At 57.0% G+C, this 15,886-nt stretch carries 22 protein-coding genes, 1 pseudogene and 1 riboswitch; of the genes and pseudogenes, 12 read left to right on the top strand and 11 right to left on the bottom strand.

Going from position 1 to position 15,886, the window contains the following annotated elements:
• The 10 genes from rplO to BIS10_RS11925 all read left to right on the top strand — a co-directional run.
• A partial coding sequence (gene rplO, locus BIS10_RS11970) for a 50S ribosomal protein L15 (RefSeq protein ID WP_253505530.1) occupies positions 1-290 on the top strand: 290 nt, incomplete at its 5' end.
• Positions 291-1,622 carry a preprotein translocase subunit SecY gene (gene secY, locus BIS10_RS11965; RefSeq protein ID WP_054640906.1) on the top strand — a complete coding sequence of 444 codons (1,332 nt, stop codon included), beginning with the start codon at positions 291-293 and terminating at the stop codon, positions 1,620-1,622.
• Positions 1,623-1,650: 28 nt separating this feature from the next.
• Positions 1,651-1,764: a 50S ribosomal protein L36 gene (gene rpmJ, locus BIS10_RS11960; RefSeq protein ID WP_009099023.1), complete on the top strand. Its 114-nt coding sequence runs from the start codon at positions 1,651-1,653 to the stop codon at positions 1,762-1,764.
• Positions 1,765-1,885: 121 nt separating this feature from the next.
• Positions 1,886-2,242 carry a 30S ribosomal protein S13 gene (rpsM, locus tag BIS10_RS11955; RefSeq protein WP_089674584.1) on the top strand — a complete coding sequence of 119 codons (357 nt, stop codon included), beginning with the start codon at positions 1,886-1,888 and terminating at the stop codon, positions 2,240-2,242.
• Positions 2,243-2,294: 52 nt separating this feature from the next.
• Entirely contained in the window at positions 2,295-2,681 is a 387-nt protein-coding gene (gene rpsK, locus BIS10_RS11950; protein WP_009099028.1) for a 30S ribosomal protein S11, read from the top strand.
• A gap of 12 nt (positions 2,682-2,693) precedes the next feature.
• Positions 2,694-3,314, top strand: coding sequence for a 30S ribosomal protein S4 (gene rpsD, locus BIS10_RS11945; protein WP_253505528.1), 621 nt, complete (start codon positions 2,694-2,696; stop codon positions 3,312-3,314).
• 125 nt (positions 3,315-3,439) lie between these two features.
• Complete coding sequence (locus BIS10_RS11940) at positions 3,440-4,435, top strand: DNA-directed RNA polymerase subunit alpha (protein ID WP_016915790.1); 996 nt, start codon at positions 3,440-3,442, stop codon at positions 4,433-4,435.
• A 39-nt stretch (positions 4,436-4,474) separates the two neighbouring features.
• Entirely contained in the window at positions 4,475-4,861 is a 387-nt protein-coding gene (gene rplQ / locus BIS10_RS11935) for a 50S ribosomal protein L17 (RefSeq protein WP_062363025.1), read from the top strand.
• 202 nt (positions 4,862-5,063) lie between these two features.
• Positions 5,064-6,443, top strand: a complete 1,380-nt coding sequence (locus BIS10_RS11930; protein ID WP_253505525.1) for a D-alanyl-D-alanine carboxypeptidase — start codon at positions 5,064-5,066, stop codon at positions 6,441-6,443.
• Between the two features lie 108 nt (positions 6,444-6,551).
• The gene (locus tag BIS10_RS11925) at positions 6,552-7,427 is read left to right on the top strand and encodes a DMT family transporter (protein WP_253505523.1); all 876 of its coding nucleotides are present in this window, start codon (positions 6,552-6,554) and stop codon (positions 7,425-7,427) included.
• Between the two features lie 3 nt (positions 7,428-7,430).
• Here the strand turns inward: BIS10_RS11925 and BIS10_RS11920 are convergent, their stop codons facing one another.
• The 5 genes from BIS10_RS11920 to BIS10_RS11900 form a co-directional block, all read right to left on the bottom strand.
• Positions 7,431-8,171: a dioxygenase gene (locus BIS10_RS11920; RefSeq protein ID WP_044628816.1), complete on the bottom strand. Its 741-nt coding sequence runs from the start codon at positions 8,169-8,171 to the stop codon at positions 7,431-7,433.
• A gap of 75 nt (positions 8,172-8,246) precedes the next feature.
• Positions 8,247-8,861, bottom strand: coding sequence for a thiamine phosphate synthase (thiE, locus tag BIS10_RS11915; RefSeq protein ID WP_253505521.1), 615 nt, complete (start codon positions 8,859-8,861; stop codon positions 8,247-8,249).
• Positions 8,851-9,660, bottom strand: a complete 810-nt coding sequence (thiM, locus tag BIS10_RS11910; RefSeq protein WP_253505519.1) for a hydroxyethylthiazole kinase — start codon at positions 9,658-9,660, stop codon at positions 8,851-8,853. The genes thiE and thiM overlap by 11 nt, the downstream gene beginning before the upstream one ends.
• A gap of 24 nt (positions 9,661-9,684) precedes the next feature.
• Positions 9,685-9,776: riboswitch (TPP riboswitch) on the bottom strand.
• Between the two features lie 63 nt (positions 9,777-9,839).
• The gene (locus tag BIS10_RS11905; protein ID WP_253505517.1) at positions 9,840-10,184 is read right to left on the bottom strand and encodes a hypothetical protein; all 345 of its coding nucleotides are present in this window, start codon (positions 10,182-10,184) and stop codon (positions 9,840-9,842) included.
• A 139-nt stretch (positions 10,185-10,323) separates the two neighbouring features.
• Positions 10,324-10,698 (bottom strand): DUF2237 family protein, encoded by a 375-nt coding sequence (locus BIS10_RS11900; RefSeq protein WP_253505515.1) that lies wholly within the window; start codon positions 10,696-10,698, stop codon positions 10,324-10,326.
• A gap of 206 nt (positions 10,699-10,904) precedes the next feature.
• On the opposite strand from BIS10_RS11900, the gene gloA reads away from it, so the two are divergent.
• Positions 10,905-11,438: a lactoylglutathione lyase gene (gene gloA / locus BIS10_RS11895; RefSeq protein WP_058579835.1), complete on the top strand. Its 534-nt coding sequence runs from the start codon at positions 10,905-10,907 to the stop codon at positions 11,436-11,438.
• Position 11,439: 1 nt separating this feature from the next.
• Positions 11,440-11,805, top strand: a complete 366-nt coding sequence (locus tag BIS10_RS11890; RefSeq protein ID WP_253505513.1) for a DUF6164 family protein — start codon at positions 11,440-11,442, stop codon at positions 11,803-11,805.
• Here the strand turns inward: BIS10_RS11890 and BIS10_RS11885 are convergent.
• The 6 genes and pseudogenes from BIS10_RS11885 to BIS10_RS11860 all read right to left on the bottom strand — a co-directional run.
• Positions 11,786-12,478: a cupin domain-containing protein gene (locus tag BIS10_RS11885; protein ID WP_253505511.1), complete on the bottom strand. Its 693-nt coding sequence runs from the start codon at positions 12,476-12,478 to the stop codon at positions 11,786-11,788. The two genes, BIS10_RS11890 and BIS10_RS11885, sit on opposite strands and share 20 nt — an antisense overlap.
• Before the next feature lie 132 nt (positions 12,479-12,610).
• A complete protein-coding gene (locus BIS10_RS11880) occupies positions 12,611-13,702 on the bottom strand; it encodes a metal ABC transporter solute-binding protein, Zn/Mn family (RefSeq protein WP_253505509.1) in 1,092 nt (363 codons plus the stop codon).
• A 44-nt stretch (positions 13,703-13,746) separates the two neighbouring features.
• Positions 13,747-14,637: a metal ABC transporter permease gene (locus tag BIS10_RS11875; protein WP_253505507.1), complete on the bottom strand. Its 891-nt coding sequence runs from the start codon at positions 14,635-14,637 to the stop codon at positions 13,747-13,749.
• Entirely contained in the window at positions 14,621-15,355 is a 735-nt protein-coding gene (locus BIS10_RS11870; RefSeq protein WP_253505505.1) for a metal ABC transporter ATP-binding protein, read from the bottom strand. The genes BIS10_RS11875 and BIS10_RS11870 overlap by 17 nt, the downstream gene beginning before the upstream one ends.
• On the bottom strand, positions 15,352-15,501 hold the full coding sequence (locus BIS10_RS11865) for a hypothetical protein (protein ID WP_253505503.1): 150 nt from the start codon (positions 15,499-15,501) through the stop codon (positions 15,352-15,354). The genes BIS10_RS11870 and BIS10_RS11865 overlap by 4 nt, the downstream gene beginning before the upstream one ends.
• Positions 15,502-15,703: 202 nt before the next feature.
• Positions 15,704-15,886, bottom strand: a pseudogene (locus BIS10_RS11860) (hypothetical protein); the annotation flags it as partial.

Raw genomic sequence — 15,886 nt, 5'->3', positions numbered from 1 at the left:
GTTTCGAAGGCGGTCAGATGCCGCTGCAGCGTCGTTTGCCGAAGTTTGGCTTCACGTCTGCTAAGTCGCTGGTATCTGAAGAAGTACGCCTGGCTGAGCTTGCCAAAGTTGCCGGTGACGAAGTCACTATGGAAACTCTGAAGCAAGCCAACGTGCTGAAGGATGCTACGCAACACGCGAAGATCATCCTTTCTGGCGAACTGAATAAGGCGGTTACCGTTCGTGGTATCAAGGTCACCAAAGGTGCCCGTGAAGCGATCGAAGCCGCTGGCGGCAAGGTAGAGGACTAAATGGCCAAGTCAGGAAATATGCCGGCGATGGGCAGCGGTCTGAGTGAACTGTGGGCGCGTTTGCGCTTCGTGCTCCTCGCCATCGTGGTGTACCGTATTGGTGCCCACATTCCCGTTCCCGGTATCAATCCTGACCAGCTTGCTGCCTTGTTTAGGGAGCAACAGGGCACCATCCTAGGCATGTTCAACATGTTCTCGGGTGGCGCCCTGGAGCGCATGAGCGTCCTCGCCTTGGGCATTATGCCTTATATATCGGCGTCGATTATCATGCAGCTTATGACTGCGGTCTCCCCTCATCTTGAACAGCTCAAGAAAGAGGGCGAGGCTGGCCGCCGCAAGATCAGCCAGTACACCCGCTACGGCACGGTGATACTGGCACTTGTCCAGGCTACCGGCATGTCCGTGGGTCTGGCTAGCCAAGGCATCGCTTACAGCGCTGACTTCAGCTTCTATTTCACTGCGATCATCACATTTGTGTCAGGCGCGGTGTTTATGATGTGGCTAGGTGAGCAGATCACTGAGAAGGGTATCGGCAACGGCATATCGCTGCTGATCTTCGCAGGGATCGTCGCTGGGCTGCCCAGTGCCGTGGGGCAAGCGTTTGAGCTTGCTCGCAATGAAGGGGCCTGGAATGTTCTTCCGCTGTTAGCGCTGTCAGTGCTAGGTATTGCCACCGTTGCGTTTGTGGTGTTCATTGAGCGCGGTCAGCGCCGCCTTAAAGTGAACTACCCGCGACGCCAGGTCGGCAATAAGATGTATGCAGGCCAAAGCAGCTACTTACCTTTGAAAGTAAACATGGCGGGTGTTATTCCAGCTATTTTTGCTTCCAGTATTCTTCTCTTCCCGGCCTCTATCGGTCAGTGGGTGGGTGCTGGTGAAGGAATGGAGTGGTTGCAGCGTGCATCACAAGCGTTAGGCCCCGGCCAACCGCTTTACATCTTGCTTTTCGCGGCGGCAGTGGTATTCTTCTGCTTCTTTTACACAGCGCTGGTCTTCAACCCCAAGGATGTGGCTGACAATTTGAAAAAGTCAGGCGCCTTCCTGCCGGGCATTCGCCCCGGCGAGCAGACCGCTCGCTATATCGACAAGGTGATGACTCGTCTCACTCTGTTCGGTGCCTTGTATATCACTGCGGTTTCCTTGATGCCCCAGTTCCTGATCGTAGCGTGGAACGTACCGTTCTTCTTCGGCGGAACGTCGCTTCTGATCGTGGTAGTGGTCATCATGGACTTCATGGCCCAGGTGCAGTCGCATCTCATGTCGCATCAATATGACTCAGTGATGAAGAAGTCCAACCTGAAAGGCTACGGTAGCGGCGGCATCATGCGCTGAGGCGCGCCGTTGCGAATTGGAGAGAACGATGAAAGTTCGAGCTTCCGTAAAGAAGATGTGCCGTAACTGTAAGATTATTCGTCGCAATGGCGCTGTTCGCGTCATTTGCATCGAACCGCGGCACAAACAGCGTCAGGGCTAAACCTGGGCTGTATTAAGCCGGTGCCGGCATACCCCTTGCCTTAGGGCTCTTAAAGGGGTATGCTGTTGCGCCTTTTGTAGATGAATAAACGAGCAAGCCGCTCAAATTTCGGAGTAAGCTGATGGCCCGTATTGCAGGCGTCAATATCCCGGACAACAAGCATGCGGCGATCTCGCTGACCTATATCTTCGGGATTGGCCGTACTCGCGCTCAGCACATCTGTGCTGCTGCCGGTATCGCGCCGACTGCCAAGATCCAGGATCTGTCTGGCGACGAGCTGGATACCCTGCGTTCTGAAGTTGGTAAGTTTACCGTAGAAGGCGACCTTCGTCGTGATGTCACGCTTAACATCAAGCGTCTCATGGACTTAGGCTGCTACCGTGGTCTGCGTCATCGTCGTAGTCTTCCGCTGCGTGGTCAGCGGACTAAGACTAACGCGCGTACCCGTAAGGGCCCGCGTAAGCCGATCCGCAAATAACACGCAGGCTCTTTAATAGAGAGCTGACGTTAAGACAGGAATAGACATCAACATGGCTAACCCGCGTAGTAACCGTAAAAAGGTTAAAAAGCAGGTAGTGGACGCCGTAGCGCACATCCATGCCTCTTTTAACAACACGATCGTGACGATCACAGACCGCCAGGGCAACGCTCTCTCTTGGGCAACAGCCGGTGGTTCGGGTTTTCGTGGTTCTCGCAAGAGCACCCCGTTCGCTGCTCAAGTAGCAAGTGAACGTGCAGCGACTGCTGCAGCCGAGTATGGTGTGAAAAACGTAGACGTGCTGGTCAAAGGCCCCGGTCCCGGCCGTGAATCCGCCGTGCGCGCACTGAATGCCGCCGGCTTCCGCGTGCAAAGCATCGTAGACGCGACGCCCATTCCCCATAATGGCTGCCGTCCGCCTAAGAAACGCCGCGTTTAAGGAGACAGATTCATGGCTCGTTATATTGGACCTAAGTGCAAATTGTCTCGTCGTGAAGGCACCGACCTCTTCCTGAAGAGTGGCGTGACTCCCTTCGAGAAAAAGTGTAAATCCGAGCAAATCCCGGGTGTACACGGCCAGCGTCGTCAGCGTCTTTCCGACTACGGCTTGCAGCTTCGTGAGAAGCAGAAAGTACGCCGTATGTATGGCGTACTCGAAAAGCAGTTCCGCAACTACTACAAAGAAGCCGCTCGCCTGAAAGGTGCGACCGGTGAAGTATTGCTGCAACTGCTTGAATCCCGACTGGACAACGTCGTCTACCGCATGGGCTTCGGCTCGACTCGCTCTGAAGCGCGTCAGCTGGTCAGCCACAAGGCGATTTCCGTGAATGGCCGCACCGTTAACGTTGCTTCCTACCAAGTGAAGCCCGGTGACGTTGTTGCTATCCGTGAAAAGGCGAAGAACCAAGCCCGTATTCAAAACGCGTTGAGCATTGCTGCCAACCGTGGCGACATCGCTTGGATCGAAATCGACGCCAAGAAGATGGAAGGCACTTTCAAGGCTCTGCCTGAACGCGGTGACCTGACTGCCGACATCAACGAAAACCTGATCGTCGAGCTGTACTCCAAGTAAGCAGTTTGATTTACGTTTCTGCTTCTTGAGGCCTGGGCGGGATAGCAAAGCTAACCGCCCAGATGCTCTTGAGTATTGTGCTTTAGAGTACTCAGTATCCGTTTGGCAGCCTGAAAGGTGTTCATATGCAGCGTTCAGTGACAGAGTTTCTTCGTCCTCGCGACATCAAGGTCGAAGAAATCAGCGCACATCATGCCAAAATCGTTCTCGAACCGTTCGAGCGCGGCTTTGGTCACACCCTGGGGAATGCACTTCGTCGCATTCTGCTTTCATCCATGCCCGGCGCTGCCGTGGTAGAGGCTGAAATTGCCGGTGTAGAGCACGAATACAGTGCGCTCGAAGGGGTGCAGGAAGATGTCATCGAAATCCTCCTGAACTTGAAAGATGTTGCGATCAAGATGCACAGCCGCGATGAGGCGGTGCTCTCGCTGAACAAGCAGGGCCCAGCCGTCGTCACCGCTGGCGACATTGCGCTTGATCATAGCGTCGAAATCGTCAACCCGGACCACGTCATTGCACACGTCAATGAAGGTGCCGAGCTGAAAATTCAGCTTAAGGTAGCGCTGGGTCGTGGTTACGAACCGGCTGACGCTCGTGGCTCTGATGAAGAGACCCGTGCTATTGGCCGCCTGCAGCTGGATGCCACCTTCAGCCCTGTTCGCCGCGTTTCCTACTCGGTCGAAGCCGCTCGTGTTGAGCAGCGTACCGACCTCGATAAGCTGATTATCGACCTGGAAACTGACGGTACCCTGGATCCGGAAGAGGCTATCCGTCGCAGTGCGACCATTCTGCAAGAGCAGCTGGCCGCCTTCGTCGACCTGGAAGCTGACAAAGAGCAGGAAGTCGAAGAGGAAGAGGATCACGTTGATCCTATCCTATTGCGCCCCGTAGACGATCTTGAGTTGACCGTACGCAGCGCTAACTGCCTAAAAGCCGAGAATATTTACTACATCGGTGATCTGATTCAGCGCACAGAAGTGGAGCTGTTGAAGACCCCGAACCTCGGTAAAAAGTCTTTGAATGAAATCAAAGATGTATTGGCGGCGCGTGGCTTGTCCCTCGGTATGCGGCTGGAAAATTGGCCACCCGCTAGCCTGAAGGACGACAAGGCCTCCGCGTGAGTGTCGACTTGAGTCCCAGTTTGGTAAGGAATCACAACCATGCGTCATCGTAAGAGTGGTCGTCATCTGAATCGTACCAGCTCGCACCGTCAGGCCATGTTCAAGAACATGTCTGTCTCGCTGGTCGAACATGAAGTTATCAAGACAACCCTGCCTAAGGCCAAGGAACTGCGTCGCGTTATCGAGCCGCTGATCACCCTGGCTAAGCAGGATAGCGTTGCAAACCGCCGTCTGGCGTTTGCTCGTACGCGCTCCAAAGAAGCCGTCGGCAAACTGTTCAACGAGCTGGGTCCGCGTTACGCCGAGCGTCCGGGTGGTTACATCCGTATTCTCAAGTGCGGTTTCCGCACTGGCGACAACGCCCCGATGGCTTACGTTGAGCTAGTAGACCGTCCGGTAGCTGAAGAAGAAGCTGTAGCTGAGTAAGGCTATCCCTTCTTTTTTAGCAAAATGAAAACCGACCCTTTTGGGTCGGTTTTTTTTATGCTTCTACGCTGGAAATACCTAGGCTTATGAGTGTTAATCAAACATGTGCAGATCAATTTATGCAGTAGGCATGCTAGGCTAAAGCAGCAGCCGTAAGAGCGGTAAACGGCATCGCGGCGTGTTCAATCAGCAAGAGGTCGGTATGGCAACAACACGGAGAATGGGCGCAGCGTCTTGGGTAGCTCAATGGCTGTTAATAGTGCTCGTCGTGACGTTCGTTGGCAGCGCTAGTGCCCAGGGAAACCCGCGTTATGCAGGCATTGTGGTCGATCTGGAGAACGGCGAGGTAATGTACGCTGAAAATGCTGATGAGCCGCGCTACCCCGCATCGCTAACCAAAATGATGACGTTATATTTAACGTTTGAAGCGCTGGAAAATGGCACGCTGAGCCTCAATCAGCCGCTGTCCGTCTCGGCCCAGGCAGCGGCCATGCCCGCGACCAAACTATGGCTCTCGGCAGGTAGCTCTATCCCGGTGGATACGGCCATTCGCGCCTTAGCAGTGCGTTCTGCCAACGATGTGGCGGTCGTGGTGGCAGAGGCACTAGGAGGCAGCGAGCAACGCTTTGCGAACCTGATGACGGCGAAGGCGCGTGAGTTGGGCATGAATGCCACTACCTTCCGCAATGCTTCGGGCTTACCGGATGATCTGCAAATCACCACCGCGCGAGATATGTTGACGCTCTCGGTGCGGGTGATGCAGGACTTTCCCCAGTATTACCACTATTTCGGTTTGCAGGAGTTCACCTACCGCGGTACTCGCCATACCAGCCACAACCGATTGGTGCGTGACTACCCAGGGGCCGATGGCTTAAAAACTGGTTTCATTCGCGCCTCAGGCTTTAACGTGGCCACCACTGCTGTCCATGATGGCCGCCGTATGGTAGCCGTAGTGATGGGTGGATTCAGTTCCTCTTCCCGTGATACCCATATGGCAGATCTGCTAGACCGCAGCTTTATGCGTGCGTCGCTAAGAGATCAACGCTCATGGCTTGCTGATACCAGTTTCTCAAGTGAGTTTATGGGGTTTGCGGGACCAGCCCAACCGCTTACTCAGCCTCGCTCACAACCGATGATGGCTAATGTCTCCGCCACGTCGCTATCACCCACACGGCCCATGTCTAACAGTACGCCGGCACAAACCGTTGAGGCCCAGCTTCTCCAAGCGGAGGCCGCACGTGAGGAGGCACCAGAAGCTGCCTCGCAAGATCCACTGCAAGCCTTTATTGAGCGGGAGCGCGTGCTGGCGACGGCATCTCCCACTGCGCAAATGGCCTCTGCTGGCTGGGGCATTCAAGTAGGTGCCTTTAGCCAGGCGGCCCAAGCTGAGCAATTGGCTCGCCAAGCCGTGCAGCGCTTACCCAACAGTGTCGGCGGGCGCGTAGCGATCGACCAACTTCAAGGACAAGCCACGGTATTTCGCGCTCGTGTGGTCTCGCTAAACGAATCCCAGGCGCGGCAAGCTTGCCAAACGCTTCAGGCGCAGGGCATGGATTGTATGGTGGTCAACGCAAGCCTTTAACCACCGCAGTGGTTCACCGCCCCGCTAATGTACGTTGGCGGGGCTTTTTATTGTATGTCGATGATATCCGAGTAGGACCATAACAATAGCAACACAAGGAGCATGTTTATGACGCCATCCTTAAAAGGCATACTTTGCATGTGCTTAGGCGTGCTGTTTTTAGCACTAGGGGACGCAGTATCAAAGTGGTTAGGGGCGGTGCACTCCCCGATACAAATTATTTTTTTCCGCACGCTGGTATCGTTACCGCTCATTGCTCTGTTGGCTTATTTTAGCGGCGGGCTACGTAAGCTGCGCACCAAGCGGCCAGGCGTTCATCTGCTGCGTGGGTTGATCTACACCGCCACCATGGTGTGCTTTGTGTGGGGGCTAACCCTGTTACCGCTGGCAGAAGCCACCGCCATTGCGTTTGTCGCACCGCTATTTGTCACGCTGCTATCCGTGCCGCTTTTAGGTGAGCGTATTGATCCGCCAGTGCTTGTAGCATCACTGGTAGGCTTTGTGGGCGTGCTGATTGTAGTTCGCCCGGGCGGAGATGCGTTTCAACTAGGCGCCATGATTTTGCTGGCCGCAGCGGTATTTTATGCCCTGATGATGGTCACGGCGCGGCGCTATGGCGCGAACGAGCACCTCTGGGCCATGGTGTTCTACATGACCATGGTGCCGCTGGTGGTCACCGCAATCAGCTTGCCCTGGGTATGGCAAACGCCGCAGCCCTGGCACTGGCTAGGCTTTGTAGTATCCGGCGTGTTAGGCGTAGGGGCCACGGCATTTATTACTCTTGCGTTTCGCTATGCACCTGCAGCCATTGCGGCACCGTTTGATTACACCGCGATGCTCTGGGCAGTGCTGCTAGGCTGGTGGTTCTGGGGTGAACTGCCCGACCTCTGGGTATGGGTCGGCAGCGTACTGATTATGATCAGCGGGCTCGCCATTGCCTACCATGACCGACGCACCACTTTGAAGCGCCGCCCCACAGCGTAAGCGCTAGGCAAACTGATAGACATCCATTGCCAGCACGCCGTGCTCAACACTGTGGTGTAGCTGGGTGGCGGCGCTGCCGCCTGCTCCCATAGCCACCAGCAGCGGCTGGAAGTGCTCTGGCGTGGGATGATTGCGCTTGGCGTCTGGGGCGGTTTGCCAGTTGGCCAGCGCGTCACGATCGCCCTCGCGCAGCCGTGCATTAACCCACTCGGCAAAGCTACCTACCCAGGCCGGTATCTGGCTACCCTGTGGCTGAAGCTCATAGAGGTTATGGGTCAAGCTCCCCGAGCCAACCACTAAAATATCCTCCTGGCGCAGCATTGCCAGCTGCTCGCCCAGGGCTATCAACTCGGTATTACTCCAACGGCTGGGAAGCGAAAGCGACACTACCGGCACGTCAGCGTCAGGGTACATCAGTGAGAGTGGCACCCAGGCACCGTGGTCCAGGCCGCGCTCCACGGGCGTGGCGCCGAGCTGCTTGGCCAGCCGTTGGGCCAGCTCAGGGTTACCAGGAGCAGGGTACTGAACCGCAAACAGCGCATCAGGAAAGCCGCCAAAATCGTGGATGGTGACAGGCTTTACGCTGCTGCTGACCTGCAAGTGTGGGGTCTCCCAGTGCGCGGAAACGACCACCACGGCCTTAGGGCGTAGGGTTTGGCCCAACTCCCGTAAAAAGTGATGGGCGGGGGTGGGCGTTAGGGCAAGCATGGGCGAGCCATGGGAAATAAACAGGCTAGGTAGCATGGGGAAAGCTCCACGGAGATGGCCTGCCAAACTCAGCCACTACGTTGGCAAAGGCGGTGAGGTGGATAAACGGACTCATCCGGCGCGAAACGCGAGAGCCGCTTGGTGTGGGTCGGACTGGCCGCAAATTGCTGAAATCACCGCGATGCCGTTCGCGCCTGCCGCACTGACTTGAGCAGCGTGTTCGGCTTTTAAGCCGCCAATCGCCACGCTGGGCAGGGGGCAGGCGCTGGCAAGCTCTGCTAAGCCATCAAAGCCAATCGGCTGAGCGTGATCCTGCTTGCTCACGGTAGCAAACACCGGCCCCAGTCCCACGTAATCCAGCAGCGCCACGGGGGCGCTTTGCAGCTGTTCCAACGTATTGATCGACAGCCCAATAATGGCCTGGCGCCCCAGTGCCTGGCGCGCCTCTTGAACGGCGGTGTCGCTCTGGCCAACGTGCAGGCCATCGGCGCGGCTGGCGATGGCGACGTTTAAGCGGTCATTAATGATCAAGGGCACACCGCTACCTTCCAGCAGTGCTTTCAGCCGTGTTGCCTGGGCAATCATGGCCTTATCGCTGGCATGCTTATCGCGCAGCTGCACCATGGTCACGCCCCCCTTCACGGCGGCTTTCACGGTCGCTTCAAGCCCCGTTTCGGCGCATAACGCAGCATCGGTGACTAAATAGAGCGAAAGATCAAACGGCATGGAGCGTCTCCAGCTGGCTAAGAGAAGAGAGATCGTCAGGGGTAAGGGCATACAGCGCATCCAGTAGCGCGACCTGAAAACTGCCCGGCCCACTGGCCTGCTGCCCCGCACGGCTTCCGGCAATGCTGAAGCACGCCAGCGCAGCCAGCGTTGCCGAAAGTGGATGGGCCTGGTTGGCGGCCAAAAACCCCGCTACCAAAGCGCTTAACCCGCAGCCCAGGGTGGTTACGCGCGGCATTAGCGCGTGGCCGCCCGTTAAACGGTAGTGGTGGGTGCCATCGGTAATAAAATCGGTTTCGCCGGTCATGGCAACAATGCAGCACTGCTGCTTTGCCAGCTTGATCGCCGCTTGGGCGGCATCCTCCGTTGTGGTGGTGGCATCGACGCCGCGACCTTGGCTGGCTAAGCCAGTGAGCGCCATGACTTCCGATGCGTTGGCGCGAATGACGTTAGGCCGATGGGCAAGCAGCGCGGTGCAGACCTGCTGACGAAAGGCGGTGGCCCCGACCGCTACTGGGTCTAACACCCACGGGGTGCCTGTTTCTTTAGCCGTGCGAGCGGCAAGCTGCATCGACTCTGCCCAAGGGGTAGAGAGCGTGCCAATGTTAATGGAGAGTGCGCCCGCTATTGCGGTGAATTCAGCCACCTCTTCAGGGGCATGCAGCATGGCAGGCGAGGCGCCCGTAGCCAGCAGCAGGTTAGCCGTGCTGTTCATCGCAACATAGTTAGTCATGCAGTGAACAAGCGGCGTGGTATCGCGCAGAGTGACGAGCATCTCGCCAAGCGGGGGGTGGGTCATAGCATCCTCCCGGCGGAGGAGGTGGTGAAAAGCACCACGACTCCCTACGCCGGCGTTATCCGGTTCAGGTTCAAAGGGTGCTTCTCAGCCGCCAAGCGGCGCCCCTGTCGTTGGGGGTACTATCCTAGCCTTGAGCGAGGCTGTAAAGCCCCAGTGCAGCCGCTACTTTTCAGCAACGATTAGCGGAAGGCGATGCGGGTGCCGTAGGTCAGCATTTCATCTGGGGTAATTGCACGGCCAGAGACACCAATCATCTCATCGCCGCACTGGTCAGCGCAGGTGAGCACGCCATGGGTAAGCCCCAACTGCCCCAGGGTATCGCGAATCTCCCCTGTGCCAAGAAAAGTACGAACGCGGCCGTGGGCATCGCTAAGATCCGACACCCCATTAGCGTGATGGAAGCGAACCTTATAGATACCGTCCATGGACTCCACTTCGACAATCGGCGAAAAGCCGTTTTGAATCGCGTGGGCTAACTGCTTCAACGTTAGGCGGTCGCCAAGCGTCATATCGATTGCGGTCATGGCACACTCCCATCGGACGCCGCCATTGGGGCATCGCTAACTAAATTGTAGAGTTATTGAAATAGAAGTGTAGAGAGGTTGCATAGAAATTCCAGTGGCTAATTTTCACCAATGAAGTCGCAATAGGTAGCGGTACAGATTAATGCACCGCATCCAACGCATGCTGCTGTAGCTTAATCAGTGGAATAATCTCCAGGGTGCGCTCGTTCGTGCCGGAAAGAATCACCGGCGGTGCCAGCCCTACCTCGGCAGCTTCGGCCCAGCGGTGGGCGCATAAGCACCAGCGGTCGCCTGGGGTCAGGCCAGGAAAGCCATACTCCGGGCGAGGGGTAACCAAATCGTTTCCCTGTGCTTTAGAAAAGGCTAAAAACTCCTCAGTAACCAGCGCGCATACCGAATGCACTCCCACATCGTCAGGGCCAACGCGGCAAAACCCATCGCGGTAGAAGCCGGTTTTAGGAGAGTGGCAGCAGGGTGTTAACGGCTCACCTAGTACGTTTCGATCGCGGGACATAAAGGCTCCTTGGGTGAGGGCTGGAAATATACAACCTGCGCCCTCATAACAGGGGGAAGTAAGCAAAATGATCAATACGCAAATAGCGGTAGACAGCTTGACGCTGTTAGCAGCCTAAGCCTTGTACAAAGTAATATGTTCGTCAAAGAATTTGCGTTATATCAGCATACTTTTCATGATGCCCCAACCCGCAATAGGAGAGTTGTATGTCGTTTCAAGGTGAACAGCACCCAGGCGTTGCCCCCGTTGCCCCGCAAACTCAGGGTTTTCGCTTAAATCACACCATGCTGCGGGTAAAAGACCCGGAACGCGCCCTGGCGTTCTACTCCAAAGTGTTCGGTATGCAGGTGCTGCGCCGGCTGGACTTTGAAGAGATGCAGTTTTCGCTCTACTTCCTCGCCAACGTGGAAGCCAGCGACAGCGTGCCGGAAGAAACCCAAGCCCGCACCGCCTGGACCTTTAGCCAGAAAGGCCTGTTAGAGCTGACCCACAACTGGGGCACCGAAACCCAGCAGGATTTTGCCTACCACGATGGCAACGCTGAGCCCCAGGGCTTTGGCCATATCTGCTTCAACGTGCCGGATTTAGAAGCCGCCCAGGCGTGGTTTGATGAGCACGACGTAACCTTCGTGAAGCGTGCCGACCAGGGCAAGATGAAAGACGTTATCTTCGTGAAAGACCCGGATGGCTACTGGATTGAAGTGATTCAAGCCGACCGCATGGCAGCCATGGGCGACTAAGATGGCCCATTTGCTGTTTCGGTTGCGCCATGTAACCGATGAAGAGGCCATGGAAGTCCGCCAACTGCTGGATGAGCATGGCTTTGATGTGTACGAAACCCAGGCGGGCTTTTTCCGCCTGGGGGTCGATGCCATTTGGCTGCGCAACCCTGCCCAGCGTGACGACGCAGAGGCCGCATTGGCCGAGTATCAGGCCGAACGCCAAGCTAACGCACGCCAAGCCCATGAAGAAGCGCTGGCCCGCAATGAAGCGCCAACACTCTGGCGGCGCTTAGCGGAGCACCCGTTTCAGGTAACGCTGGTCATGGTGGCGGTGGTTCTGATTGCGCTGCTCACTCTGCTGCCATTTATTGGCCTGGCGCGCTAGCCTGGGAAAGGGCGTCAGATAGGTGCCCGCGCTTAACGTACATCATCACACCGTGTTGGCCTGCACGAAGCTGCGGGGCCGCACCAGGTGGATAGCGGCACCAACTGCCTTTCGGGTATTCGCTGCTCGCGTCGCACAGCGAGCCTTCCAGCACCAATAGCTCTAAGCCTCCGGGCAGGGCAGGGTAGTCGATGGTGGTATCGCTCTCCCAACGCTCCAGGCTGACCCGCTCATCGCCAAAGGTGTGCAGCATTTTGTAGGTAATGCCCGGCCGACGGTCAGGCTGCCAGGGCAAGCGGTGGGCAGGAATCGCCAGTTGGAGCAGGTCGTTCTCATCAAACTGATGCAACTTAACCAGTATCAGCGCGCCCTCTTCGCCAATCTGCGGCGTATGGCCAGTGCCAATCGGGTTACGCAGGTAGCTGCCAGCGGGGTAGCGGCCATGCTCATCCGCAAACACGCCCTCTAGCACGAGAATTTCCTCGCCGCCGTCGTGGGTGTGGTGGCTGAACTGGCTATTAGGCGCGTAGCGTACCAGGCTAGTGGCTCGGGCCACTTCATCGCCGATGCGATCCAGCATCATTCGTTCTACGCCCGCACTGGGGGAGGCCACCCAGCGGTACTGCTCCGGCGTGACACAGGCAAAGTGGCTAAAATCGGCGTTTAGGCGCATGGCATTGGCTCTTTGCAGTGGTTTAAACAGCGTTAACGAAAGTCGGTGATGCAAGTCTCCCCATCCACCGCGCAAAATGCAATGCAAAAAAATACCGCCGGGTTGGCGGTATTTTTGTCTTCACGGTATGAATCAGTGGCTATGACCATGATCGTCGTGGTCGTGGTCGTGGTCGTGGTCGTGGTCGTGGTCGTGGTCGTCATGACCATGATCATCATGGCCCGGCTCTGCAAGAGCGTCGTGCAGCACCTGCGCATTGTGGCGCATCATGCCCAGGTACGTACTGGCATCGCCTTCACTGGCCAGCGCATCCGCGTAAAGGGTGCCTGCAATGGGTAGGCCAGTCTCTTCCGCCAACTGCGTAATGATCGCTTGGTTGGTCATGTTCTCGTGGAACAGCGCTTGCACGTTCTCTTGCTCAATCACATCCACCAGGGCCGCCATGCTGGCGCCGCTGGGGTCGGCTTCGGTAGAGAGCCCGACCGGCGAGAGGAAATTGACACCGTAGGCGCTTGAGAAATAGCCAAACGAATCGTGCCCGGTGATCACGCTGGCCGACGCAGGAATCTCGCTGAGCAGCTCACGAATCTCGGCATCAACGCTATCCAGCTCTGCCAGGTAGCGCTCGGCGTTGGCTTGGTAGCTCTGCGCGTTGGCGCTATCCGCCTCGATCAAGCCATCACGAATGTTGGTGACGTAAACCTTGGCCTGCTGCAGGTCCTGCCAAGCGTGAGGATCTTCGTCTCCATGTTCGTGGCCGCTATGGTCATCATGAGCATGATCGTCGTGACCGTGTTCCTCATGCTCGTGCTCGTCATGATGCTCATGCTCATGCTCATGCGCATCGTGACCGTGCTCATCATCGCTGTGCGCTGCAAAGGCGCGCGGAGAAAGGCCGTCGGTGGCGGTGACCATCGGGCCGCTGTAGTCGCTGGAGTCAATCAGGCGCTCCATCCAGCCCTCAAACAGCAAGCCGTTGAAGACCACTAAGTCAGCCCCGGCTAGCGCACGGGCATCGCCAGGGCTGGGGGAGAAAACGTGGGCATCGCCATCAGGGCCCACCAGCGGGCTGACCGCTACATGCTCTCCACCGACGTTTTCCACCATATCCGCCAAAATAGAAAAGCTGGTGACAACCTGCACCCGCTCGTTCGCCATGGCGGCAGGCAGTGCCAACACGGCCGAAACGCCCACCAGCCAACGCGATGAAGAGAAAAGCGACATAACATGCTCCTGATTTAAGAAATAACCGTATGAACATCAACCCGCTAGTGCGACTGCTCCAGCGCCAAAGGCGTGGTTTTGCGTCGTAACTTAGCGGCCAAGCTGTGGTAACGGCCAAACAGCGCCGAGAGTAAATACGCCACCCCGGCCAGCAAAATAATGCTGGGGCCTGAGGGCGTGTCCAAATGAAACGACAGCAGCAGCCCGCCGGTACTGGCCAGCATTGCTAACACCACGGCAATCCCGATCAAGCCTTCTAACCGCTTGCTCCAAAACCGTGCTGCCGTAGCGGGTAGCATCATTAAGCCAACGGCCATCAGCGTGCCCAGGGTTTGGAAGCCCGCCGTTAAGTTCAGTACCAGCAGCCCTAAAAAGACGCTATGAACCCAACCGCTGCGACTACTTTGGCCGCGTAAAAACAGCGGGTCTAAACACTCCACCACCAGGGCGCGGAAAATAATCGCCAGAGTGATCACAATCAGCGTACTGATCGAGGCAATCAGCAGCAGCGCCGTCGAGTTAATCGCCAAAATGGAGCCGAACAGCACGTGGGTAAGATCCACACTGCTGCCACCCATCGAGATAAGCATGACCCCAGCGGCCAACGAAATAATAAAAAAGCTCGCCATGGCCGCATCTTCCCGCTGGCCGCCCATTTTCGAGACCGCCCCCGCCAGCAGCGCCACCATCACCCCAAACAGCACGCCGCCCACACTCATCACCGGCAGCGAAAAGCCCGCCAGTAAAAGGCCCAGCGCCACGCCGGGTAAAATCGCGTGGGCCATGGCATCGCCAATCAGGCTCATGCCGCGCAGCACCAAAAACACCCCCAGCGGCGGCGCGGCCAATGAAAGGGCAAGCCCGCCGACCACGGCACGGCGCATAAAGCCATAATCAAACGGTGCAATGAACCATGCATCAAGCAGTGCCAGCATGACGGCCTCCTAAGGTAAACGGCACCACTTGGGCCGGGGCATGCTGGTGGTTGAGCGCGCTGGGAGCGACCCAACGGCCATGGCCGCCATTCAGCATCAACACCTCATCCGCCAAGCTGCGCAGGTGGTCCATATCGTGCAGCACAATAATGATCGTGACGCCCTCGTCAGCCATCTGGCGCAAAATGCGAATCAAAATATCGACCGTATCGCTATCTACGTTGGCAAACGGCTCGTCTAGCAGCAGCAGCTCGGCTTCCTGCATTAGCGTGCGGCCAATTAGCGCCCGCTGGCGCTGGCCGCCGGAAAGCTCGCCCAGCGGGCGGTGAGCCAAGTGAGAAATCCCCAGGCGCGCCATAATCTCGCGGCCTTTGCGATAGTGGGCCGCACAGTAGCCTTTCATCGCCCCGTGGCTTGGCCAACTGCCGGTCATCACCAGCTCTTCCACGCTCATGGGGAAGGTGAGGTCTAACGCCAGCTGCTGGGGCAGCCACGCCCGGCGCGCTTTATCCACCGTGCATACCACCTTGCCGCTAATCGGCCGAAGCTCACCCATAATGGCCTGAATCAGCGTGCTTTTACCGGCACCGTTCGCGCCAATGAGTGCGGTAATCGCGCCGGGCTTAATATCGCCATCCACATGTTCTAACACCGTGCGACGGCCCTGGGCCAAGTGCAGGTCGTGCAGCTGCAAACGCGAAGAGGAACGTTCACTCATAACGGCCACCCGCCTGCCCACACCACCAGCCCCCAAAGCGCCAGCAACGGGAACACGACAAAGCCCAACCGCTTAGTGGCAGACAACGACATCAGCGAAAAATGACAAGGGCCTTCCTTGTTATGGCGATGCATGTGCTCACTCATCGAGCGTCCTCGCTATCGAATAAATAAGTTATAACATAACATTTGGTGAAACCAAAAAAAGTGGCGGATATTTTACGCGCTCACAGCCCGCTGACAACGGTAAGCGCGCTAATCTTCCGCCCACTCCAAAAGTGCCTAACAAAGCGACAATGGCAATGCAGGCACGGAGCGTAGATAAATAGCGTAGAGAGGAGGTAACGACCTAATAGCGCCAGGTAGCGCCAATCTGCTGGGGCGATACCATCAGCGCGTATTCGCCTTCTAACGTGATGGGGCCAAGAGACACGCGGGCAGGCTGAAAGCGGTTAATCGCGCTGGAGGCCTGATTAGGCTGCGTCCAAATTTGCAGTTCATTAATCAGCATGCCTGTAGCGAAGTTGATGGC

The sequence above is a fragment of the Halomonas sp. 707B3 genome (genome assembly GCF_024158645.1).
Taxonomy (GTDB): domain Bacteria; phylum Pseudomonadota; class Gammaproteobacteria; order Pseudomonadales; family Halomonadaceae; genus Vreelandella; species Vreelandella lionensis.
Note: the sequence above shows the minus strand (reverse complement) of the source record. Positions and strands in the feature narration are given on the sequence as shown.